The following is a 23,735-nucleotide window of genomic DNA, read 5'->3' on the forward strand; positions in this document are numbered from 1 at the left end:
CGATCTGGATCGTGACGCGCTCTGTGGCGCTGAGTTCGTGATAGGACATGGGGCAACACCTTACCGAAATGGTCGGGTGTTGCACTCAGTTTTTGCGGCCGCCTTCTATAAGCCAAAAAAGTTTTTCCGGGAATATATTGCTTGGAAGGCGCCAACCCCAGCGCACATGCAGCAAAAAAAACCAGACTAACAACCCCCATTACAGCTTGCCGCTTTTGCCCGGTTTGCAGCCCCTCAAGAAACATCCATGCAGCGCCAACAATCAAGACAGGCAGGAATGCGAGAACTGCAAGCCCCGCCATCTTGCCCTTGGTTGCCAGCAACATCTTCCACATGGGGATAGTTTTTATCATTCACAAACCTTTTATTGTTGATATCGAAGCGCGTAATGAAGGGATTACTTTAAAACCACTCGCTGCTCGATGCTACTTGATGTTATGAATTGGCGCCGCTTGATAATCCCTCCCTCCGCCACCACCTAGCTCCCCACAGCCTCTGGAGCCCCACCATGTCCGATTCCCTGATCATCCCCTGCCCGAACTGCAACGGCCTCAATCGCGTGCCTGCCGCGCGCCTGGCTGACTCGCCCAGCTGCGGGCGCTGCCAGTCGCCGATCGTGCTGGATACGCCGTTCGACCTTGATGAAGCCGGTTTCACCGCCCAGGCCAAGGGCGATCTGCCGTTGCTGGTGGACGTGTGGGCCGACTGGTGCGGGCCGTGCAAGGGCTTTGCGCCGGTGTTCGAACAAGCGGCGGCGCGCTTGTCGGGCAAGGTGCGTCTGGCCAAGCTGGACAGCGACGCCAACCCGAACCTCTCCACGCACCTGGGGATTCGCTCGATTCCCAGCCTGATCCTGCTGCGCAATGGCCAGGAAGTGGCGCGCCAGAGCGGTGCGATGCCGTTGCCGCAGTTGCTCGACTGGCTGTCGCGCCAGGGCATCTGACGGCGAGCGTTTCGGTCAATCGGTGCGGTCATTGCCAGACCGCACACGCGGGCTAGGCTTGGGCAAAAAACGGAGCACGCCCATGCCTTCCTACCCCGAAGACTTCATCCGCCAGCTCACCGAAGAGCACATCGCCTTCGTCAAGCGCACCGGCCTCAAGGCCGAAGTGCTGGAGCCTGGCCACGTGCGCCTGCGCATGCCGCTCAAGGGCAATGAGAACCACATCCAGAACATGTACGCCGGCGCGCTGTTCACCGTGGCCGAATTGCCCGGTGGCGTACTGATGCTCACCAGCTTCGATGCGCGGCGCTTCTACCCCATCGTCAAGGAAGCCGGGCTGCGCTTCCTGCGCCCCGCCGCCAGTGACGTGACCGTCGATGCGCAGCTCACTGAAGCCGAAATCCAGCGTATCGGCGAAGAGGCGACGCACCAAGGCAAGGCGGAGTTCGTCCTCGACCTGCAGTTGAAGGACGAAGAAGGCAATGTCGTCGCCGAAAGCCATGCCATCTATCAGTTGCGCAGTCGCTGAATCGAGCCATTGCCCTGCATCAAGGTGAAATTTCCTATGTGGCGCGACAGTGGAAGCGCCATAGAGGGAACCCACCATGTACAGGAACCTGCTCGTCGCCCATGACCTCAGTGTCGAGGCGGACATCGCGGTGCGGCGCGCTGCAAAACTGGCGCGCCAGCACGGGGCCAGCGTCACGCTGCTGCACGTCATCGAGGAATTCTTCCCCGACCGCATGATGGATACCGTCCGCGAAGCGGCTGAAGTGGCATTGCGCGATGCAGCCCGCGCCAGTGACATCGCCGACTACCAACTGGTGATACGCCAGGGGCGCGCCGCCAATACCGTCACCCAGGCGGTGCAGGAGCTGGGCGCCGACCTGCTGGTGATCGGTGCGCACCATCAGCAACTGCTCGAGCGTTTCGACGGCACCACACTGGAGCGCATCGCCCGGCATTGCCGCGCGCCGATCCTGCTCGCCGTGGAAGAGTCCGCCGCGCCTTACACCAAGGCCTTGGCTGGGCTGGACCTGTCGCACTGCTCCTGCCAGGCCTGGCGCGCCGGCTACCGCCTGCTGGAACCCGCCGCCGAGCTGCTGGCGCTCAACGCCTACCAGCCGGGCAAGAAGGCCGGCCGCGCCGACAGCCACCTGGAGACGCAGCGCGAACTGCTGCGCCAGGCGCTGCAGGATGAGCGCAAGCACGTACCGAGCACGGGGCCGCAGCTACTCTGCGCGGTGCAACAGGGCACAGCCCAGCAGGCGCTGGAAACGGCGCTGCGGGAGTGGTCGCCCGACCTGCTGATACTCGGCAGCCGCAGCCGCGGCGCCATCGAGCAAGCCATGCTGGGCAGCTCGACGCGTTACTTCCTGCGCCGGCCACCCTGCGATGTGCTGATCAGCCAATAACCGCTCAGGCTTCCAGCAGGTTGTGCAGTTCGACGAACTGCTGGGTCAGCTTGTGCCGGGGCTCGAGGAAGATCAGCGGGGTGCACGCCTGGTGCGACTCGCGCATTTTCACCGAACTCATCAGGTAGACCGGCAGCACCGGCAGCTCCTCTTCCACCAGCTCATCCAGCAGTTGCTGCGGCAGCGTGGCGCGCGGCTGGAACTGGTTGACCACGATGCCTTCGACTTCCAGGTCTTCGTTGTGGTCCTCCTTCAGCTCTTCGATCTCCTGCAGCAGGCCATACAGCGCCTGGCGGGAGAAGCTATCGCAATCGAAGGGAATCAGGCAGCGATCGGCGGCGATCAGTGCAGAAACCGTGTAGAAGTTCAGCGCCGGCGGAGTATCCAGGTAGATCCTGTCGTAGTCTTCGCCGAGCTCGTCCAGCAGTTTGCGCAGCTTGTTGATCTTGTGCTTCTGCTCGAGCTTGGGCTGCAGGTCGGCCAGCTCGGGACTGGCGGTGACGATATGCAGGTTATCGAACGGCGTCTCATAGATGTCGACCTTGCCTTTGCGGCTGAAAGGTCCGGACGAAAGCGTCTGCTTGAAGAAATCGGCAATGCCCACCGGGAGATCTTCGCCGGTCAGACCGGTGAGGTAGTGGGTGGAGTTGGCCTGGGCATCGAGGTCCACCAGCAAGGTGCGGTGGCCCTCCGCTGCGCTCACTGCCGCCAGGTTGCAGGCGATGCTGGACTTGCCGACCCCGCCCTTCTGATTGAACACCACACGCCGCATGAGCCGTCCCTCCAGGAACCAATCGAGTGCCGGTGGATTCTATGCAAAGCCCATGACAAGGGCGAGCGCAGCAGCCCGGTATATTTGCCCCTGCTCAGCGCGCGCCGTGCTGAGCCTTCACTTCCTCGGTCACCAGGTCGAAGAACGACTGCGCCAGGCGTGACGTCTCGTTGCGCCGCCGCACCAGCCATACCGAGCTGGTAGCGCCCGGATCGCTCAGGGTGCGATAGACCACGCCGTCCACCCGCGTACGGCGGAACGACGCCGGCAACATCGACACCCCCAGCCCCGCCGCCACCAGACCGATAATGGTCATCGCCTCTCCCGCTTCCTGGGCGATGCGCGGGCTGAAGCCGGCCTGTCGTGAGAGCGCCATCAGTTGGCTGTAGAGCCCCGTGCCATAGCTGCGCGGGAAGAATACGAAAGGCTCGTCTGCCAGTTCGGCGAACTCCAGGCCCTCCTGGCTGGCCTGCGCCAGCGGATGATCGGCGCGCAGCACAGCCACCAGCGGTTCGCTGAACAGCTCCACGGCCTCCAGGGTTTCCGGCAGCGGGATCGGACGAATCAGTCCCACCTGTACGCGCTCCTCCAGCAATGCCTGCACCGCCTGCCCGCTGCTCAGCTCCTGCAGGTCCAGATGCACGTCCGGATAGGCCTGGCGGAACGCCAGAATCGCGCGCGGGATGCTGGAGGTGAACGGCGCCGACGCGGTGAAGCCGACCTTCAGTTCACCGATCTCGCCCTGATGCGCGCGCCGGGCCAGTAGCACGGCGCGGTCCACCTGCTGCAGTACCTGCCGCGCCTCATCGAGAAACAGCTTGCCGGCCTCGGTGAGCGCCACACGGCGGTTGGTGCGCTCCAGCAGGCGCGCGCCGATCTCTTCCTCCAGCGCCTGGATCTGCTGACTCAGCGGCGGCTGGGAAATCCCCAGTTGCTCGGCCGCGCGGCCGAAGTGCAGCTCTTCCGCCACGGCGATGAAATAACGCAGGTGTCGCAGTTCCATTCCGCCTCCGCATAAGTGATTCGTAAAACGAATCAAACGTGTCGATTAATATATTGGAAATAATAAAGCCCGCTCCTTATCCTTTCCACACAAGCCCAATAACGACTACCAACCTGCTCCCTGCCTGGCCGCGCGGAACCCTGCCGTCATTCCAGGCCCTCTGCTGTCATCTACTTGAGGTGTGTCGTGAGTCAACCTGCCCTGCGGGCTTTGCGGGAAGAACATCCCATGGCGGCCGAACCGACCGTCGTACAAGAACCGGTAGCCGCCAACGATCCGGCGGAGGTGCTGGCGAATCTGCGCGAGAGCGCGCGTGAAGCCAACGGCGACGTGGTACGCGTCGTCGAGGAAATCGAAACCTACATAGAGAAAGGCACCCCGGCCTTCATGCGCACTTCGCTGGCGCTGTTCTCCGGTGGCTTCGCCACCTTCGCCCTGCTCTACTGCGTGCAGCCGATGATGCCGGTGCTGTCCAAGGCCTTTGGCCTGACCGCCGCGCAGAGCAGCCTGGTACTGTCGATCTCCACCGTCACCATGGCCTTCGGCCTGCTCGTCACCGGGCCGATCTCCGACGCCATCGGACGCAAGCCGATCATGGTTGCTTCGCTGGTCCTCGCCGCCCTGTTTACCATTGGCAGCTCGCTGATGCCGACCTGGCACGGCGTGCTGGCCATGCGCGCGCTGCTCGGCCTGTCCCTCAGCGGCCTGGCGGCGGTGGGCATGACCTACCTTTCCGAGGAAATCCACCCGCAACACATCGGGCTGTCCATGGGGCTGTACATCGGCGGCAACGCCATCGGCGGCATGAGCGGCCGCTTGATCAGCGGCGTGCTGGTGGACTACGTGAACTGGCACGTGGCGCTAGCCACCCTGGGTGTGCTCGCCCTGGCCGCGGCGCTGCTGTTCTGGCGCATCCTTCCCGAATCGAAGAACTTCCGTCCGGCACCGCTCAAGCCACGCCGGCTCATCGAGGGATTCACCGGACATTTCCGCGATGCCGGCCTGCCCTGGCTGTTTCTCGAAGCCTTCCTGCTGATGGGTGCCTTCGTCACCCTGTTCAACTACATCGGCTATCGCCTGCTGGCTGAGCCTTATCACCTGAGCCAGGCCATCGTCGGCGTGCTCTCGCTGGTCTACCTCTCGGGCATCTACAGCTCGGCGTGGGTCGGGTCGCTGGCCGACAAGCTGGGCCGGCGCAAAGTGCTCTGGGCGATGATCGCGCTGATGCTCGGCGGCGTGCTGATCACCCTGCTGCAACCGCTGGCCGTGGTCCTGGTCGGTCTGCTGATCTTCACCTTCGGCTTCTTCGGCGCGCATTCGGTGGCCAGCAGCTGGATCGGCCGCCGCGCTCTGAAGGCCAAAGGCCAGGCCTCCTCTCTGTACCTGTTCAGCTACTACGTCGGCTCCAGCGTCGCCGGCACCGCTGGCGGGCTGTTCTGGCACCAGTACGGTTGGAACGGCGTGGGCCTGTTCATCGCCAGCCTGCTGGGCATCGGCCTGCTGGTGGCCCTGCACCTGGCACGCCTGCCAGTGTTACCGCGCGACCTTCCTGCACTCAACAAAGCTGGGTAGTTTCTACACACACGACATCGTGCATTCCTGAAAACGACATGGAACTGTCGTGCAAAGACATTAATCTCATATCCGATAACGCCTGCCAGGCGGGCGTTGTAGGATAAATTCCCAACCTACGACTTAAGTCGTAACAAAGTGTGGCGCGATCCTTGCGTTCACAATGTCGAACGACTTGTTGGAATCCTGAAACGGACCTCGACTCCCGCAGTACGCAATTCCCTCCGTAGTTGTAGGTAAAGCATGAGCAGCACCCCAACCTCCGGGCTCTCCCAGGGCCTGCAAAATCGTCACGTCACGATGCTTTCGATCGCCGGCGCCATCGGCGCAGGCCTGTTCGTAGGCTCCGGCCACGCCATCGCCGAAGCCGGCCCGGCCGTCATGATTTCCTATCTGGTCGCCGGCCTGCTGGTGGTCCTGGTGATGCGCATGCTGGCCGAAATGGCCGTCGCGCAGCCGGACAGCGGCTCCTTCTCCACCTACGCCGACCGTGCCATCGGGCACTGGGCCGGTTTCACCATCGGCTGGTTGTACTGGTGGTTCTGGGTCCTGGTGATCCCGCTGGAGGCCAACGCCGCCGCGGCCATCATCCACGCGTGGTTCCCCGGCGCGCCGATCTGGGTGCTGGCCTTCCTGATCACCTCCGCGCTGACCGTGACCAACCTGTTCAGCGTGAAGAACTACGGTGAGTTCGAGTTCTGGCTGGCGCTGATCAAGGTCGTCTCGATCATCGCCTTCCTGGTGCTGGGCTGCGCGGCCATCTTCGGCTTCTCGCCCAACAGCGAAGTCTCCGGCATCGGCCACCTGACCAGCGAAGGCTTCCTGCCCAAGGGCTGGGGCGCCGTGCTCGCTGCGCTGCTGACCACCATGTTCTCCTTCATGGGCTCGGAAATCGTCACCATCGCCGCCACCGAGTCCAAGGACCCGGAGCAGCAGATCACCCGTGCCACCAACTCGGTAATCTGGCGTATCGCGCTGTTCTACCTGCTGTCGATCCTGATCGTGGTCTGCCTGGTGCCGTGGAACGACCCGCGCCTGGTGAGCATGGGTTCCTACCAGACCGTGCTGGAACACCTGCACATCCCGTACGCCAAGCTGATCGTCGACATCATCGTCCTCGTCTCGGTAACCAGCTGCCTGAACTCGGCGCTCTACACCGCTTCGCGCATGATGTACTCGCTGAGCAAGCGCGGCGATGCACCGAAGATCGCCCAGGTAACCAGCGTCAGCCGTACTCCGGTGTATGCCGTGCTGCTGTCCACCGCCATGGCCTTCCTCTGCACCTTCGCCAACTACCTCGCCCCGGCCGAAGTGTTCAACTTCCTGCTGGCCAGCTCCGGCGCCATCGCCCTGCTGGTGTACCTGGTGATCGCCCTGTCGCAGCTGCGCATGCGCAAGAAGCTGCTCGCCCAGGGCCACCAGCTGAAGCTGAAGATGTGGCTGTTCCCCTGGCTGACCTGGGCGGTGATTCTGTTCATCGTCGGCGCCCTGGTGATCATGCTGATCCGTCCGGATCACCGCATGGAAGTGGTCGCCACTACCCTGCTGACCGTCGTAGTGGTCTGCTCCGGCCTGCTGGTGTCCAACCGTCGCAAGGCCCAGCGCGCCGCCGGCCTGGTGGGCGATGCCGCGTGACGCGCTCTGATGGGGCCTGATGCTCCATGAGGGAACGAAAAGCCCCGCTGTGAAGCGGGGCTTTTTTGTTGTCGGGGAAAGCCTCTGCTGTTCGGGCCGATCACGGACGGAGTACGCTCCCACACGCGGATTGGCTTTTGCCGGTGCGAGGTTGGTTCGCGATACGCCGGAAGGCCCGGTGCCGGGTCGCGAACCCCGGAGCCAGAAACGAAAAAGCCCCGCATCCGCGGGGCTTTTCAGTTCGGCATCAGGCTCAGTGGTACTGTGCCGACAGCTCGTGCACGGCCTCGAAGAAGGCACCGGCATGGGCCGGGTCGACTTCCGGGGTGATGCCGTGGCCGAGGTTGAACACGTGGCCGGTGCCATTGCCGAAAGCGCCGAGGATGCGCGCCACTTCGGCACGGATGGCTTCGGGCTTGGCATAGAGCACCGCCGGGTCCATGTTGCCCTGCAGGGCGACCTTGTCACCGACGCGGGCGCGGGCGCTGCCGATGTCGCAGGTCCAGTCCAGACCCAGGGCTTCGGCGCCGGTATTGGCCATGGACTCCAGCCACAGGCCGCCGCCCTTGGTGAAGAGGATCACCGGCACGCGGCGCCCTTCGTGTTCGCGGATCAGGCCGTCGACGATCTTCTGCATGTAGGCCAGGGAGAACTCCTGGTAGGCCGCCGCCGACAGCGCGCCGCCCCAGGAATCGAAGATCTGCACCGCCTGTGCACCGGCGAGGATCTGGCCATTGAGGTAACTGGTGACCGACTGGGCCAGCTTGTCCAGCAGCGCGTGCAGGGCCTGCGGGTTGTCGTAGAGCATCGCCTTGGTCTTGCGGAAGTCACGACTGGAGCCGCCTTCGACCATGTAGGTGGCCAGGGTCCAGGGGCTGCCGGAGAAGCCGATCAGCGGGACGCGGCCATTCAGCTCGCGGCGGATGGTGCGCACGGCGTCCATCACGTAGCCCAGGTCCTTCTCCGGATCGGGGATCGGCAGGGCGTCGATGTCGGCCTGGGTGCTGACGACCTTCTTGAAGCGCGGGCCTTCGCCGGTCTCGAAGTACAAACCCTGGCCCATGGCGTCGGGAATGGTGAGGATGTCGGAGAAGAGGATCGCGGCGTCCAGCTGCGGGTAGCGGTCCAGCGGCTGCAGGGTCACTTCGCAGGCCATCTGCGGGTTCATGCACAGGCTCATGAAGTCACCGGCCTTGGCGCGCGTGGCGCGGTACTCCGGCAGGTAGCGGCCGGCCTGGCGCATCATCCAGACAGGGGTGACATCGACGGGCTGCTTGAGCAGGGCGCGGAGGAAGCGATCGTTCTTCAAGGCAGTCATAACGGCATCCGGCAAAAAAGTGCGGGTATTTTCGCAAAGCGCAAACGAAAAGGCACGGCGGGTGCCGTGCCTTTCGTCCATCGCGACAGTTTGTCGCTGCGCCATTCTCGTAGGGCGGATAAGGCATTCTGCCTCGCCCTACAGGGAACGCACTCAGACGCCCAGGTAGTCGAGGATACCTTCGGCTGCCGTGCGGCCTTCGAATATCGCCGTCACGACCAGGTCGGAACCACGGACCATGTCGCCGCCAGCGAAGATCTTCGGGTTGCTGGTCTGGTGCTTGAACTGCGCGGCGGCCGGGGCGATGACACGGCCCTGGCTGTCGATTTCCACCTGGTGCTGGTCGAACCACGGCGCCGGGCTCGGGCGGAAGCCGAAGGCGATCAGCACGGCTTCGGCCGGGATGATTTCCTCGGAGCCCGGGATCGGCTCGGGGCTGCGACGGCCACGGGCGTCCGGTTCACCGAGACGGGTCTCGACCACCTTCACGCCTTCCACCTTGTCCTCGCCGACGATGGCGATGGGCTGGCGGTTGAAGAGGAACTTCACGCCTTCTTCCTTGGCGTTCTTCACCTCTTTGCGCGAGCCGGGCATGTTCTCTTCGTCACGACGGTAGGCGCAGGTCACGCTCTTGGCGCCCTGGCGAATCGAGGTGCGGTTGCAGTCCATCGCGGTGTCGCCACCGCCCAGTACCACGACGCGCTTGCCCTTCATGTCGACGAAGTCTTCCGGCGACTTCTCGAAGCCCAGGTTGCGGTTCACGTTGGCGATCAGGAAGTCCAGCGCGTCGTGCACGCCGGGCAGGTCCTCGCCGGGGAAGCCGCCTTTCATGTAGGTGTAGGTGCCCATGCCCATGAACACGGCATCGTACTCATCGAGCAGTTGCGACAGGGTCACGTCCTTGCCGATCTCGGTGTTCAGGCGGAACTCGATGCCCATGCCGGTGAAGACTTCGCGACGGCGCGACAGCACCTGCTTCTCCAGCTTGAACTCGGGGATGCCGAAGGTCAGCAGGCCGCCGATTTCCGGGTTCTTGTCGAACACCACCGGAGTCACGCCGTTACGCACCAGCACGTCGGCGCAGCCCAGGCCCGCCGGGCCCGCACCGATCACGGCGACGCGCTTTCCGGTGGGCTTGACCTTGGACATGTCCGGGCGCCAGCCCATGGCGAAGGCGGTATCGGTGATGTACTTCTCCACCGAGCCGATAGTGACCGCGCCGAAGCCGTCGTTCAGGGTGCAGGCGCCTTCGCACAGGCGATCCTGCGGGCACACCCGGCCGCAGACTTCCGGCAGGGTGTTGGTCTGATGGGACAGTTCGGCGGCGGCGAGGATGTTGCCTTCGGAGACCAGCTTCAACCAGTTGGGGATGAAGTTGTGCACCGGGCACTTCCACTCGCAGTAGGGGTTGCCGCAGCCCAGGCAACGGTGGGCCTGGTCAGCCGCCTGTTGCGGCTTGAACAGGTCGTAGATTTCCACGAACTCGCGCTTGCGCTGGCGAAGAAGCTTCTTCTTCGGATCCTTGCGCCCGACTTCGATGAACTGGAAGTCGTTATTCAGGCGATCAGAACTCAGACGTTCAGACATTTAGAGACCTCATCAAACTTCAGGCGCTTATTGCGGGTTGGCACGGGTGCTGGTCAGCAGGGAACCGAGGCTGGCGGCCTTCGGTTTCACCAGCCAGAACCGACGCAGGTAGTCGTCGAGGTTCTCCAGCAGATGCGCGCCCCACTCGCTCGCGGTTTCCGCCACATACTCGACCAGCACCTTGCGCAGGTGGCTGCGCTGGGCTTCCATCGCCTCGCCGCTGATCCGCTGGATCTCCACCAGCTCATGGTTCACGCGGTCAACGAAGGTGTTGTCCAGGTCGAGGACATAAGCAAAGCCACCGGTCATACCGGAGCCGAAGTTGTAGCCGGTCTTGCCCAGAACACAGATGAAACCGCCGGTCATGTACTCGCAGCAGTGGTCACCGGTGCCTTCCACGACGGCATGGGCGCCGGAGTTACGCACGCCGAAACGCTCGCCCGCGGTACCGGCGGCGAACAGCTTGCCGCCAGTGGCGCCGTACAGGCAGGTGTTGCCGACGATGGCCGACTCCTGCGACTTGAACGGGCTGCCCTTGGGCGGGGTGACGACCAGCTTGCCGCCGGTCATGCCCTTGCCCACGTAGTCGTTGGCGTCACCTTCCAGATACAGGTGCAGGCCGCCGGCGTTCCATACGCCGAAGCTCTGGCCCGCAGTGCCCTTGAAGCGGAAGGTGATCGGCGCCTTGACCATGCCCTGGTTGCCATGGACCTTGGCGATCTCGCCGGAAATCCGCGCGCCGATGGAACGGTCGCAGTTGCAGATATCCAGTTCGTACTCGCCGCCCTTGGCACCTTCGATGGCGCCACGGGCCAGGTCGACCATCTTCTCGGCCAGCAGGCCCTGGTCGAACGGCGGGTTCTTCTCGACTTCGCAGAACTGCGGCTTCTCGGCCGGGATCAGGTCGCTGCCCAGCAGCGGCGTGAGGTCGAGGTTGCCCTGCTTGGGCGTCTCGCCCGGGAGGATTTCCAGCAGGTCGGTGCGGCCGATCAGCTCTTCCAGGCTGCGCACGCCGAGCTTGGCCAGCCACTCGCGGGTCTCGCTGGCGATGAAGGTGAAGAAGTTCACCACCATGTCCACGGTGCCAATGAAGTGGTCCTTGCGCAGCTTGTCATTCTGGGTGGCAACGCCGGTGGCGCAGTTGTTCAGGTGGCAGATGCGCAGGTACTTGCAGCCCAGGGCGATCATCGGCGCGGTACCGAAGCCGAAGCTCTCGGCGCCGAGGATGGCCGCCTTGATGACGTCCAGGCCGGTCTTCAGGCCGCCGTCGGTCTGCACGCGGACCTTACCGCGCAGGTCGTTGCCGCGCAGGGTCTGGTGCGCCTCGGCGAGGCCCAGCTCCCACGGCGAACCCGCGTACTTGATGGAGGTGATCGGCGAAGCGCCGGTACCGCCGTCGTAGCCGGAGATGGTGATCAGGTCGGCGTAGGCCTTGGCCACGCCGGCGGCAATGGTGCCCACGCCCGGTTCGGACACCAGCTTCACCGAGACCAGCGCCTGCGGGTTGACCTGTTTGAGGTCGAAGATCAGTTGGGCGAGGTCTTCGATGGAGTAGATGTCGTGGTGCGGCGGCGGCGAGATCAGGGTCACGCCGGGAACTGCGTAGCGCAGGCGGGCGATCAGACCGTTGACCTTGCCGCCCGGCAGTTGGCCGCCTTCGCCGGGCTTGGCGCCCTGGGCCACCTTGATCTGCAGGACTTCAGCGTTGACCAGGTACTCCGGGGTCACGCCAAAGCGGCCGGTGGCCACCTGCTTGATCTTCGAGCTCTTCAGCGTGCCGTAGCGCGCCGGGTCCTCACCGCCTTCACCGGAGTTGGAGCGGCCGCCGAGGCGGTTCATCGCTTCGGCCAGCGCCTCGTGGGCCTCCGGCGACAGCGCGCCGAGGGAAATGCCGGCGGCGTCGAAGCGCTTGAAGATGGCTTCCAGCGGCTCGATCTCGTCCAGGCTCAGCGGCTGCTCGGCAGGTTTCACCTTGAGCAGGTCGCGCAGCATGGACACCGGGCGGCTGTCCACCAGCGCGGTGTATTCCTTGAATTTGGCGTAGTCGCCCTGCTGCACGGCGGCCTGCAGGGTGTTCACCACGTCCGGGTTGTAGGCGTGGTACTCGCCGCCGTAGACGAACTTCAGCAGGCCGCCCTGCTGGATCGCCTTGCGGTTGTTCCAGGCTTCATTGGCCAGCAGCTTCTGCTCGTTCTCGATGTCGAGGAAGCGCGCGCCCTGGATACGGCTCGGGGTACCCGGGAAGCACAGGCCGGTGACTTCGTCGGCCAGGCCGATGGCTTCGAACAGCTGGGCGCCACGGTAGGAGGCGATGGTGGAGATGCCCATCTTCGAGAGGATCTTCAGCATCCCCTTGGAGATGCCCTTGCGGTAGTACTTGAAGACCTCGTAGAGGTCGCCCAGCACTTCGCCGGTGCGGATCAGGTCGGCCAGCACTTCGTAGGCGAGGTACGGGTAGACCGCGGACGCACCGAAGCCCACCAGCACCGCGAAGTGGTGCGGGTCACGGGCGGTGGCGGTTTCCACCAGGATGTTGGAGTCGCAGCGCAGGCCGGTCTGCACCAGACGGTGGTGCACGGCGCCGACGGCCAGGGCCGCGTGCACCGGCAGCTTGCCGGGGGCGATCTGACGGTCGGATAGCACCAGCAGCACCTTGCCGGCGCGTACGGCTTCCTCGGCCTGGTCGGCGATGTTGCGCACGGCCGCTTCGAGGCCGACGGATTCGTCGTAGTTCAGGTCGATGTGGTGCAGGTCGAAGCCCGGGCGCTCCAGATTCATCAGGGTCCGCCACTTGGCCGGGGAAATCACCGGGGTGGTCAGGATCGCCTGGTTGGCGTGGTGCGGGGACTCTTCGAAGATGTTCTGCTCAATGCCCAGACAGGTTTCCAGGGACATCACGATCGCTTCGCGCAGCGGGTCGATCGGCGGGTTGGTGACCTGCGCGAAGACCTGGCGGAAGTAGTCGTACGGCGAGCGGATGCGCTTGGACAGCACCGCCATCGGCGTGTCATCGCCCATCGAGCCGACCGCTTCCTGACCCTGCTCGGCGAGCGGGCGCAGCACCTGGTCACGCTCCTCGAAGGTGACCTGGAACATCTTCATGTACTGCTTGAGCTGGTCGCCGTCGTAGCTGGCCACGCCCTGGTCATCGTCCAGAGTCGCCTGGATACGCAGCGCGCTCTGGCGCAGCCACTGCTTGTACGGGTGGCGCGACTTCAGGCGGTTGTCGATGTCCTCGGTCTGCAGCAGCTGGCCAGTCTCGGTGTCCACCGCGAGGATCTGCCCCGGGCCGACACGGCCCTTGGCGATGACATCCTCGGGCTTGTAGTCCCACACGCCGATTTCCGAGGCGAGGGTGATGTAGCCGTTCTTGGTGGTGACCCAGCGCGACGGGCGCAGGCCGTTGCGGTCGAGCAGGCAGACGGCGTAGCGGCCGTCGGTCAGCACGACGCCGGCGGGACCGTCCCACGGCTCCATGTGCAGCGAGTTGAATTCGTAGAACGCGCGCAGATCGGCGTCCATGGTCTCGACGTTCTGCCAGGCCGGCGGAATGATCATGCGCAGGCCACGGAACATGTCCATGCCGCCGGTGACCATCAGCTCGAGCATGTTGTCCATGCTGGAGGAGTCCGAACCCACGCGGTTGACCAGCGGGCCGAGCTCGTCCAGGTCCGGCATCCACTCGTTGGCGAACTTGGCACGACGGGCCTGGGCCCAGTTGCGGTTGCCGGTGATGGTGTTGATCTCGCCGTTGTGCGCCAGCAGGCGGAACGGCTGGGCCAGCGGCCATTTCGGCAGGGTGTTGGTGGAGAAGCGCTGGTGGAAGACGCAGATGGCGGTCTTCAGGCGCTCGTCGGAGAGGTCCGGATAGAAGGCGGCGAGGTCCGCCGGCATCATCAGGCCCTTATAGATGATGGTCTTGTGCGAGAAGCTGCAGACGTAGTGGTCGGCGTCCTCCGCGTTGGCCACGGAGGAACGGCGACGGGAGCTGAACAGCTTGACCGCGAATTCCTGGTCGGACAGGCCTTCGCCGCCGATGAACACCTGCTCGATCTGCGGCAGGCGCTCCAGCGCCAGGCGACCCAGCACGCTGGTGTCGATCGGCACCTTGCGCCAGCCGACCAGCGTAAGGCCCGCACGCTCGATCTCGCGGTTCATGTTCGCGCGGGCGGCTTCGGCTTTCACCGGGTCCTGGTTGAAGAAGACCATGCCCACGGCGTACTGGGCGGGCAGCTCGGCGTTGAAGGATTCCTTGGCCACGGCGCGCAGGAACTGGTCGGGCTTCTGGATCAGCAGCCCACAACCGTCCCCGGTTTTTCCGTCCGCGTTGATCCCACCTCGGTGGGTCATGCAGGTCAGTGCTTCGATGGCGGTTTGCAGAAGTTCGTGGCTTGCCTCGCCCGTCATATGGGCGATCAGACCGAATCCGCAGTTATCCTTGAACGTCTCAGGATGGTACAGACCTGCTTTCATAGGGAACTCTCACCGGCAAAACTTTTATAAATTCCAGGGTCTGCTGACGTTTCGCCATCGCCCTGTTTCGCCGTGCAGGCTCGTTTCCCGCGCACCCTAAAGGCTCGGGCCGCCTCTATCGTGCAGCGCCGTTGTAGCCCCTGGTTCACCTGGAATGACCGTTCCGCGCGAGTTGCCACGTCTTACCCAACGCGGCGGCGGTTCCGGCCCTGGCCATGACGAAACGTCAGCAGACCCTCTTCAAGCACTTCGCCTGTCTACCCGCTCAAGCGGCGAGTTTCCGATAGGCAAAGGGAGGTCATTGTACACACGGGGAAAGCGACGTCACTTAATTTTTTTGACGCACTACTGACACCCGATGTCGCATTTTTATAAGAATGCGACAAAAGAAACAAGCCAATAAAAAAGCCGAGACCCAGGGTATGGGGCTCGGCTTTTTCAGTATTGCGACAGTGCAACCTTTCAGCGCGCCCCGGCGATGTCCTGCTGGATGCTGGAGAAGGGTCGGGCCCAGGGCTTGGAGGCCTGGATCTTCGCCGGCAGCTTCTTGATCGCAGCCTGGGCGGCATTACGGTCAGCGAAGTTGCCGTAGGTCACCACATAGAACGGCTTGCCCTGCAGGTTCTTGCGGAAGTAGCGGTACTCGCCGCCGCCCTGCTGGCTGATGAAGGCCTTGGCACTGGCTTCGGAACCGGTGCCCAGCACCTGCACGGAGTAGCGCGACCCGGCCTGGGACTGATACCAGCTGCTGCCGCCGGCACTGCCGACGGCTGCGACGGGCTTGCTGGCGGCGGTCGCCGGCTTGGCGCTGGCAACGGTGGTGGCAGGTTTGGACGCTGCCGGCTTGGCAGTCTGGACAGGCTTGGCCGGTGCGGTAGCGGCCGGCTTGACCGGCTCCGGGCGCGGCGTAGCCGCCGGAGTCGGCGTGGGCTGGATAGCGGCCTGCTGTTGGGCGGGGGCCGGCGGAACCGGGTTCAGCGGTTTAGGGCCGTTATTGGCCAGCGGAGTCACCGGCGGCGCGGTCGTGGTCACGGTCGGCGGAATGGCCGCGGACGGCATGGCGCCTTCGTCGGCATCCTCCTGGCCGCCGGCCTGGGCCATCGGCTCGCGGATCACCGGCTGGCTTTCGCCTACCAGCGGCAGCGGCAGCGGCTGGTTGGAACCGGCGAACTCCACCGACGGGCCATTACCCTGGGCATCAGGCTGCGGCTGAGCGTTCGGCTGCGGTGCAGCGCCATTCAGCGGCAGTTGCGACGAAGTCTGCGCAGCGGTGCTGCTCGCTGTCTCCGGCTTGGTGGTCTTGCCCTGCATGAACCAGGCAGCGATGACGCCAATCGCGACCACGCCCAGGATGGCCAGATGTTTCTTCGGCAGCTTGAAGCCGGCACCGGCCGCTTTGCGCTCGCCGCTACGATCCGCCAGCATCGCCTCGATCATCGCGTCGCGGGCGGTCTGGTTGATAGTGCCCGGCCAACCACCGGATTGTTCGTGAATGTCGGCCAGCAGGTCGGCGGAGATCAGCTCGATGCCCTGCCCCGCGCCTTCCAGGCGCTGCGCTAGGTACTCGCGGGTCTCTTCCTCGCTGTAGGGTTGCAGTTCGATGGCATGGAAGCGCTCCTCGCCTTCGGACAGCACTTCCAGGCGCGACAGCAACTCGGGCTCGCCGAACAGGAAGACGTGCAGGCGCGCTTCGGAGTTGCCGGCAGCCAGCAGCAGCAGGACTTCGAGGGCGTCGTCGCGCAGTTGCTCGGCGTCGTCCACCAGCAGATAAACGTCCTGCCCGGTGATCGCCAACTGGGCGACCTTGGCGAGGATCGCCTCGATGCTGGTCTGGGTGATACCCAGGCCTTGCGCGAGCTGTCGCAGCAGAGTGGCTTCGTCGGTCACTGAGCGACCGGAAATCACCACACTGGAGACGGCGTCCTTGTTGGTGCTGGCCACCAGCGCCTGGCGCAGCAGCGTCTTGCCGCTGCCCAGCGGGCCGGTGACGGCCAGCAGCAGGTGGCTGTAACGCGCCAGGTGGTGCAGCTGGCCCAGTACGGGCTTGCGCTGCGCCGGGAAGAACTTGAAGCCCGGGACCCGCGGTGCGAACGGATCGTGACTGAACTGGTAGTGGGCCAGGAAGGCCTCATCGGCATGCAAGCTGGACATGGGACCTCAGTGTTCTCCTGCCTGACCGACCAGTGCCTGGTAGTCAGCGCGCAGTGTTTCTTCCAGAATCTCACGGGGGAATTCGGCGGTCACGACCGCGCCCCCCAGCCCTTGGAGCAATACCAGACGCAAACGGCCATCGAGCACTTTCTTGTCGACAGCCATGTGCTCGAGAAAATGCTCGGCGTTCATTTCCTGCGGCGGGACCACCGGCAGTTTCGCCGCAGCAAGCAGGCGGATACCGCGGTCGAGTTCGGCCTTTGTCAGCCATCCCAGCCGATGCGACATCTCAAGTGCCATCACGGTTCCCGCCCCCACCGCCTCACCGTGCAACCAGACGCCATAACCCATGTGGGTCTCGATGGCGTGGCCGAAGGTGTGGCCCAGGTTGAGCGTGGCGCGGACGCCGGTTTCCTTCTCGTCGGCGCCGACCACTCGCGCCTTGGCGGCGCAGGAGCGCTCGATGGCCTCGGTCAGCGCGGTGGGCTCCAACGCCAGGAGGTCATCCATGTGCGCTTCCAGCCAAGTGAGGAAGGGCTCGTCGCAGATGAAGCCGTACTTGACCACTTCCGCCAAGCCCGCCGACAGCTCGCGCGGCGGCAGGGTCTTCAGGGTCGCGGTATCGATGACCACGGCCTGGGGCTGGTAGAAGGCCCCGACCATGTTCTTGCCCAGCGGGTGGTTGATGCCGGTCTTGCCGCCGACCGAGGAGTCCACCTGGGACAGCAGGGTGGTCGGCACCTGGATAAAGTCGACACCACGCTGGTAACAGGCCGCCGCGAAACCGGTCATGTCGCCGATGACGCCACCGCCCAGTGCGATCAGGGTGGTCTTGCGGTCATGGCGCGCGGTCAGCAGGCCATCGAAGATCAGTTGCAGGGTTTCCCACTGCTTGTAGGCCTCGCCGTCGGGGAGCACGACCGTGGTGACCTTGTAGCCGGCCAGGGTCTTCTGCAGTCGATCCAGGTACAGCGGCGCGATGGTTTCGTTGGTGACGATGGCTACCTGGCGGCCGCGAATATGCGGCTCGAAGTAGCGCGGATCGTCCAGCAGCCCTTCACCGATGTAGATCGGGTAGCTGCGATCGGCCAGATCGACGTTGAGTGTGCGCATGAAACCCCCAGGCAAGAAAGGGGACTAGGATACCGCAGATTGCAGCGCCGTTAATGGCGCTCAAGCTCACGCAACCGCTCCAGAATCTCCAGAACGACCAGGCGTGGAGGCCGCTCGTCGGTTTCGATGATCACGTCGGCGATTTCGCGATAGAGCGGGTCGCGCATCTGCATGAGATCACGAAGGATCTGGTCCGGATTGGGCTTCTGCAGCAGCGGGCGATTCTTGTCGCGCGCCGTGCGGGAAATCTGCTGCTCGACCGAGGCGTGCAGGTAGATCACCTTGCCGCCGGCCTTGAGGATGAGCCTATTGGCGTCGCGCATCACCGCGCCGCCACCGGTGGCAATGACCATGCCCCCTTCATCGCACAACTCGGCCAGCATCGCCTGCTCACGCTCACGGAAGCCCGCCTCGCCCTCGACATCGAATATCCAGGGGATGTTGGCTCCGCAGCGCTGCTCGATCTCTTTATCCGAATCTTTGAAGACGAGGTGAAGCTCTTTGGCGAGAAGACGCCCGATGGTGCTTTTACCAGCCCCCATCGGGCCTACCAGAATCAAATTGGACACGACATTGATCAACGGCCGACTGCAATGGCCTGATTATTCATGATCCGCGGGGTAAGGAAAACCAGTAGCTCGTTCTTGCTGTCGGTTACCGAATCCCGACGGAACAGTCGGCCCAGCACCGGAACGTCACCCAGGAACGGAACCTTGTCGGTCGCCTTAGTCTGCGTATTGGAGAATACACCACCGATCACGATGGTCTCGCCATCATTGACCAGCACCTTGGCATTCACTTCGTTCTTCTTGATCGGAGGAACACCATTGAGCGCATTGGCGTAGTCCGGCTCATCCTTGTTGACCTTCACTTCCATGATGATGCGGTTGTCCGGCGTGATCTGTGGGGTCACCTCCAAGGACAGTGCCGCCTCCTTGAAGGACACCGAGGTCGCGCCACTGGAGCTGGCTTCCTGGTACGGAATCTCCGAGCCCTTGAGGATCTTTGCGGTTTCCTTGTCGGAAGTAACGACTTTCGGCTGGGAAACGACCTCGCCGTTGCCGCCCTTCTCCATCGCAGAGAGTTGCAAGTCGAGAATTGCGTTGTTGGAAACGAAGCCGATACCGATACCAGAGGTGGCATTGGTTGCCCCGAGATCAACCGATGGAGTCGGGGAATTGCTTCCAGATGTCGGCAGAGTACATCCGTTGACAAATGGGCCACAGCCAGCACCGGCGGTACCACCAGTACCAATATTGCCATCCTTACCCCAACTGGCCCAGTTACCAAAGGTGAAAGCGCCACCCCAACGAACACCCAGGCTTTTGCTGTAATCCACCGAGGCCTCAACAATGCGCGCTTCGATCATGACTTGGCGCACCGGAATATCCAGCTGAGCAACAATCCGACGCAGCTCGTCCAGACGATCCTGAGTCTGGTACGCGATGATAGCATTGGTGCGATCATCGACAGTGATAGACCCGCGAGTATCGGGCTGAGCACCAGCGCCCGCGCCCCCCGTTACAGAGTTGAACAGTTTGGCAATGTCGGCAGCCTTGGCATAGTTCACCTGAATCAGCTCACGACGCAGCGGCGCCAGCTCGGAAATCTGCTTTTGCGCCTCCAACTCCTGACGCTCACGAGCCGCGATCTCATCGGCCGGCGCGACCAGCAGCACGTTGCCAACCTTACGCTTGTCCAGGCCCTTGGTCTTGAGCACCAGATCCAGAGCCTGATCCCACGGTACGTTCTGCAGACGCAGGGTGATATTGCCCTGCACTGTATCGGAAGCCACCAGGTTGAGGTCGGTGAAGTCAGCAATAAGCTGCAGCACCGACCGCACATCAATGTCTTGGAAGTTCAGCGACAGCTTCTCGCCGGAGTAGGCGAAGCTGTCCTTCTTGCGCTTCTCCGCATCGTCCTGGGTCAGAGGCTTGATGCTGACCGTCATGCGGTTATCGGTCTGATAGACCAAATAGTCGTATAGCCCGGTCGGCTCAATGGTGATGCTGGCCTTATCACCTACTGCCGATGCGTTGACGAACTGCACCGGAGTGGCGAAGTCCTTCACATCCAGGCGTACACGTAGGTTGTCCGGCAATTGGGTACGCGGGAAGTCCAGACGAATCTTGCCGCCCTGCTCCTGGATATCCGGGCTGACGGTCGGATCGGACAGATCGATCACGACATTGCCTTCGCCCTGCTCGCCCCGCTGGAAATCAACATTACGAATAGCCTTGCCCACCGGAATGTACGGCCTAGGTGCGGCCGGCCGCGTGATCGGGACAGATGTCGACGCCGCCGCAACGCTGGCCGTCGAGTTTTTGGCCGAACCACCTACTACGACATAAAGGTTGGAGCCGTCAGCACGGGTGCTGTAAGGGACCAGAGTGGTCAGGTTCACGATCAGACGCGTGCGATCTTTGGCCTCGACCACAGTCAGACTACGGGCATTACCGACACCCAACTCGCGATTCTTGCTACCCAGCTTGTTCTGCACGCCCGGCAGGTCCAATGCAATGCGCGCAGGCTGTTCGATGGTATAGCCACGCGGCGCGGCTACCGGCTCGTCGAAGCCCAGCTTGAGCTCCACACGGTCGCCCGGCAGGGCCGCCACGTCGACGCTCTGCAGGTTTGCAGCCAGCAGAGTCGGTGCAAATACGGCCAGGAGCACGGAAATGCCCAGGCGGGAAAGCGTTCTATTCATCGTCTGAATCCGTCGTGCAGACTGCTGTTTGTTATCCATGTTCATCCCCGCCCTTAGGAGCGTTCCTTGAGAGTCAGGCTGCGCGGACGCTCCAGCCAGCCACCCTCACCATCAGGAACGATTTCAATCACGTCGATCTTGGCTTCGCTGATCGCAACGATCTTGCCGTCGTTGCGCCCAAGGTAGTCACCCACTCGTACCCGGTGCACCCCTCCTGCACCTTTCACAAGGGCAAATACCTGACTGTCCTTGGCCAGAGTACCGACCATTTCGAAAGTCTCGATGTTGAAGCCTTCGAGGAACTGCCTGACCCGGGTTTCATCGGGCTTGATGACCCTATTACCCTTCTGCTTGACCGCAAGATCGATCTTCACCGGAGGCTGGAACGGACTGCGCAGGGACGAGGCGCTGTAGGTGAACGCCTCATACGCCTGGAACTTGGGCAGCGGCTCGATGGCGCCCTTCGGACGAGCGCGGACCTCATCCATGTAGGCTTGCAAATCGGCGAAATCGCTTCCCGAGCCACAGCCGTTCAAGGTCAGAAGCAGGAAACTGCAAATGATCAGGCGCACCCTCATTTATTCGCTCCTGCAGCCGGGACAGTAGCTTTCACGCCCTTGTCGTTGTACCGATAGGTCTTCGCCAGAATGCTCATGCGCAGCTTCGAGGTGCTGTCCGGGCTGGCCGGCTTGATGTCGAAATCATGCAGCGTCACGATCCGTGGCAGGCTGGCCACACCGCTGACGAAGGTAGCCAGGTCGTGATACCCCCCTACAACGCTGATCTGGATCGGCAGCTCGATGTAGAATTGCTGGGTAACTTCCGGCAGCAGCTTGATCTCTTCGAACTCCAGGCCACTGCCCAGACCGGTGCGGGTGATGTCTTCCAGCAGCCCAGGCACCTCGGTATCGCTCGGCAGTTGACGCAGCAAGGCACCGAAGGACTCTTCCATTTCCTTCATCTGTACCTTGTAGGCGTCCAGGTTTGCCGCCTGGAAGGCCTTGGTCGAGAACTGCTGCTTGAGGGTCTGCTCCTCGTCGCGATTGCGGTCCAGCTGATCCTGCAGATCCTTCAGGTGGAAGTTGTACCCGAGCACCAGTACCACAGCCATCACCAGTACGCAGGCGATGAACTTGACCGCTGCCGGCCAGGAGCCGAGGTTGTTCAGGTCAAGATCGTTGATATCGATCTTGCGCAAGCTCTCCAGAGAACTGGCCAGACTCATTTCTTGGCTCCTTGCGCGGCGCTGGTCTTGTTCTGATCCTCGCCGCCGGGCTGGGTCTGCTGCACGGTCAACTGGAAGACGTTCGCCTGATCCAGTGCGCCCTGAGTGACGGCCTTCACTTCGGTGAGGTTCGGCGACATCAGCCACTCCGATGCATCCAGGTTACGCATCAGGTTGGAGACGCGATTGTTGGATTCGGCCGCCCCCGCAATGGAAATCGACTTCCCGGACATCTTCAGCTCGGTGAAGAACACGCCATCGGGCAAGGTGCGGACCAGCTGATCGAACACCCGGCCAATGATCGGGCGGTTGCCCTGCAGGTCCTGGATGATCTTCATCCTTTCCAGCAACTGCTGGCGACGGGTCTTCAGCTCGCTGATCTCCTTGATCCGGGCATCCAGCACGGCGATTTCCTTGCGCAGGAAGTCATTGCGCGCACTCTGGTTCTCGATGGCCGAATTGAAGTACTGGTCCCCCAGGAAAATCAGGGCCCCGGAGGCCAGCAGCACAACACCGAGGATCACCAGGAAGCGTTGCTTGCGTTCCTCGCGCAGTTGCTCTCGCCAGGGCAATAAGTTGATGCGAGCCATCAGTCGAAACTCCTCATCGCCAGACCGCAGGCAATCATCAGCGCCGGCGCATCGCTGGCCAGCGCACCGGCGTTGACCTTGCCGCTCAGCACCATGTCGGCGAACGGGTTGGCCACCAGGGTCGGAGTACCGATCTTCTGCTGGATCAGGCGATCCAGGTCAGGGATGGACGCAGTGCCACCCGCCAGCAGGATGTAATCCACATCGTTGAACTGACCGGCGGCGAAAAAGAACTGCAAGGAACGGGACACCTGCTGGACCACGGCATCCTTGAACGGTTGCAGCACTTCGCTGTCGTAGTCATCCGGAAGACCGCCCTGCTTCTTGGCAAGGCCAGCTTCTTCGACCGACAGGCCATAGCGACGCTGGATTTCCTCGGTCAACTGACGCCCACCGAAGAGCTGTTCGCGCGTATAGATGGTGCGTCCGTGGTGCAGGACGCTCAGCGTGGTCATGGTGGCGCCGATATCGACCACCGCAACTGTGAGCTCGTCGGCATTGCCGCCCAGCTGGTCTCCCAGCAGACTGAATGCTCGCTCCAGCGCATAGGCTTCGACGTCGACGACCTTGGCTGTCAGACCCGCGAGCGCCAGCGCAGCTTCGCGCACCTCGACGTTTTCCTTGCGGCAAGCGGCAAGAAGAACATCGACGCGCTCTGCGTTGCGCGCGGACGTGCCTTGCACCTCGAAGTCGATGGCAACCTCTTCGAGGGGATAGGGGATGTACTGGTCGGCCTCGATCTTGAGCTGGTTTTCCAGCTCGTCGTCCGAGAGTCCGCCGTCCATCTCGATGGTTTTGGTGATGACCGCCGAGCCGGCAACCGCGACCGCAGACGTTTTCACAGCGGTCCGCGCCTTGGCGACCACACGTGACAACGCCTGGCCGACACCCTCCAGCTCAGCGATGTTCTTTTCTACCACTGCATTGGGCGGGAGCGGCTCGACAGCGTAGGCCTCTACCTTGTAGCGGCCTCCAGAGCGGCTCAATTCGAGAAGTTTGACCGAAGTCGAACTGATGTCTATCCCCAGCAGCGTGTTCGCTTTCTTATTGAAGAGCCCTAGCACGACTGATTTCCTATCAGCATCCGAGACTTACGGACGATTTATGTTTTTCCACATTAGATACCAGACTTGACAGCTTCGCAAATGGCTCGCCAGCAAAAAAACTGCTTATAATGTGATCAGCTTTTCCCTTTTTACCGCACCATCCGCTTAACTCTTTCTTTTCTCTG

Annotated in this window: 18 protein-coding genes and 1 pseudogene; 5 read left to right on the plus strand and 14 right to left on the minus strand. The window is 62.9% G+C overall.

The window, feature by feature from the left end; translation table 11 throughout:
- A pseudogene (locus A9513_RS35920) lies at window positions 1-335 on the minus strand (hypothetical protein); the annotation flags it as partial.
- A gap of 173 nt (window positions 336-508) precedes the next feature.
- Here A9513_RS35920 and trxC point away from each other — a divergent pair.
- The 3 genes from trxC (at window position 509) to A9513_RS31815 (ending at window position 2,358) form a co-directional block, all read left to right on the plus strand.
- Window positions 509-943, plus strand: coding sequence for a thioredoxin TrxC (gene trxC, locus A9513_RS31805; protein WP_065327916.1), 435 nt, complete (start codon window positions 509-511; stop codon window positions 941-943).
- Between the two features lie 82 nt (window positions 944-1,025).
- Complete coding sequence (locus A9513_RS31810) at window positions 1,026-1,472, plus strand: YiiD C-terminal domain-containing protein (protein WP_024764134.1); 447 nt, start codon at window positions 1,026-1,028, stop codon at window positions 1,470-1,472.
- A gap of 76 nt (window positions 1,473-1,548) precedes the next feature.
- On the plus strand, window positions 1,549-2,358 hold the full coding sequence (locus A9513_RS31815) for a universal stress protein (protein WP_024764135.1): 810 nt from the start codon (window positions 1,549-1,551) through the stop codon (window positions 2,356-2,358).
- Window positions 2,359-2,362: 4 nt separating this feature from the next.
- On the opposite strand, the gene A9513_RS31820 is transcribed toward A9513_RS31815, so the two are convergent.
- Window positions 2,363-3,130 carry a ParA family protein gene (locus A9513_RS31820; protein WP_024764136.1) on the minus strand — a complete coding sequence of 256 codons (768 nt, stop codon included), beginning with the start codon at window positions 3,128-3,130 and terminating at the stop codon, window positions 2,363-2,365.
- Between the two features lie 94 nt (window positions 3,131-3,224).
- Window positions 3,225-4,133, minus strand: a complete 909-nt coding sequence (locus tag A9513_RS31825; protein ID WP_024764137.1) for a LysR family transcriptional regulator — start codon at window positions 4,131-4,133, stop codon at window positions 3,225-3,227.
- A 228-nt stretch (window positions 4,134-4,361) separates the two neighbouring features.
- On the opposite strand from A9513_RS31825, the gene A9513_RS31830 reads away from it, so the two are divergent.
- Together A9513_RS31830 and gabP are read left to right on the plus strand one after the other, a co-directional pair.
- Window positions 4,362-5,705, plus strand: coding sequence for an MFS transporter (locus A9513_RS31830; RefSeq protein ID WP_226045617.1), 1,344 nt, complete (start codon window positions 4,362-4,364; stop codon window positions 5,703-5,705).
- Window positions 5,706-5,948: 243 nt separating this feature from the next.
- Window positions 5,949-7,340 carry a GABA permease gene (gene gabP / locus A9513_RS31835; RefSeq protein ID WP_038803337.1) on the plus strand — a complete coding sequence of 464 codons (1,392 nt, stop codon included), beginning with the start codon at window positions 5,949-5,951 and terminating at the stop codon, window positions 7,338-7,340.
- Between the two features lie 253 nt (window positions 7,341-7,593).
- Here the strand turns inward: gabP and hemE are convergent, their stop codons facing one another.
- From hemE to A9513_RS31890, 11 genes are all read right to left on the minus strand, one after another.
- On the minus strand, window positions 7,594-8,658 hold the full coding sequence (hemE, locus tag A9513_RS31840) for a uroporphyrinogen decarboxylase (RefSeq protein WP_065327917.1): 1,065 nt from the start codon (window positions 8,656-8,658) through the stop codon (window positions 7,594-7,596).
- A gap of 153 nt (window positions 8,659-8,811) precedes the next feature.
- A complete protein-coding gene (locus tag A9513_RS31845; RefSeq protein WP_065327918.1) occupies window positions 8,812-10,245 on the minus strand; it encodes an FAD-dependent oxidoreductase in 1,434 nt (477 codons plus the stop codon).
- A 27-nt stretch (window positions 10,246-10,272) separates the two neighbouring features.
- The gene (gene gltB / locus A9513_RS31850; RefSeq protein WP_065327919.1) at window positions 10,273-14,718 is read right to left on the minus strand and encodes a glutamate synthase large subunit; all 4,446 of its coding nucleotides are present in this window, start codon (window positions 14,716-14,718) and stop codon (window positions 10,273-10,275) included.
- Window positions 14,719-15,180: 462 nt separating this feature from the next.
- Window positions 15,181-16,869: an AAA family ATPase gene (locus A9513_RS31855; RefSeq protein ID WP_065327920.1), complete on the minus strand. Its 1,689-nt coding sequence runs from the start codon at window positions 16,867-16,869 to the stop codon at window positions 15,181-15,183.
- A gap of 6 nt (window positions 16,870-16,875) precedes the next feature.
- Window positions 16,876-17,982 carry a 3-dehydroquinate synthase gene (gene aroB, locus A9513_RS31860; protein WP_024764143.1) on the minus strand — a complete coding sequence of 369 codons (1,107 nt, stop codon included), beginning with the start codon at window positions 17,980-17,982 and terminating at the stop codon, window positions 16,876-16,878.
- 50 nt (window positions 17,983-18,032) lie between these two features.
- Window positions 18,033-18,551, minus strand: coding sequence for a shikimate kinase AroK (gene aroK / locus A9513_RS31865; protein WP_024764144.1), 519 nt, complete (start codon window positions 18,549-18,551; stop codon window positions 18,033-18,035).
- A gap of 8 nt (window positions 18,552-18,559) precedes the next feature.
- Window positions 18,560-20,689, minus strand: coding sequence for a type IV pilus secretin PilQ (pilQ, locus tag A9513_RS31870; RefSeq protein ID WP_065327921.1), 2,130 nt, complete (start codon window positions 20,687-20,689; stop codon window positions 18,560-18,562).
- A gap of 53 nt (window positions 20,690-20,742) precedes the next feature.
- Window positions 20,743-21,267 (minus strand): type 4a pilus biogenesis lipoprotein PilP, encoded by a 525-nt coding sequence (gene pilP / locus A9513_RS31875; RefSeq protein WP_065327922.1) that lies wholly within the window; start codon window positions 21,265-21,267, stop codon window positions 20,743-20,745.
- Entirely contained in the window at window positions 21,264-21,914 is a 651-nt protein-coding gene (gene pilO / locus A9513_RS31880) for a type 4a pilus biogenesis protein PilO (RefSeq protein ID WP_065327923.1), read from the minus strand. Before pilO ends, pilP begins: the two co-directional genes overlap by 4 nt.
- Window positions 21,911-22,504 (minus strand): type 4a pilus biogenesis protein PilN, encoded by a 594-nt coding sequence (gene pilN / locus A9513_RS31885; protein WP_065327924.1) that lies wholly within the window; start codon window positions 22,502-22,504, stop codon window positions 21,911-21,913. The genes pilO and pilN overlap by 4 nt, the downstream gene beginning before the upstream one ends.
- Window positions 22,504-23,568: a pilus assembly protein PilM gene (locus A9513_RS31890; RefSeq protein WP_024764148.1), complete on the minus strand. Its 1,065-nt coding sequence runs from the start codon at window positions 23,566-23,568 to the stop codon at window positions 22,504-22,506. The genes pilN and A9513_RS31890 overlap by 1 nt, the downstream gene beginning before the upstream one ends.
- Between the last annotated feature and the right edge of the window lie 167 nt (window positions 23,569-23,735).

Origin of the sequence: Pseudomonas sp. AU12215 (genome assembly GCF_001675465.2) — a bacterium.
GTDB classification, from domain to species: Bacteria; Pseudomonadota; Gammaproteobacteria; order Pseudomonadales; family Pseudomonadaceae; genus Pseudomonas; species Pseudomonas nitroreducens.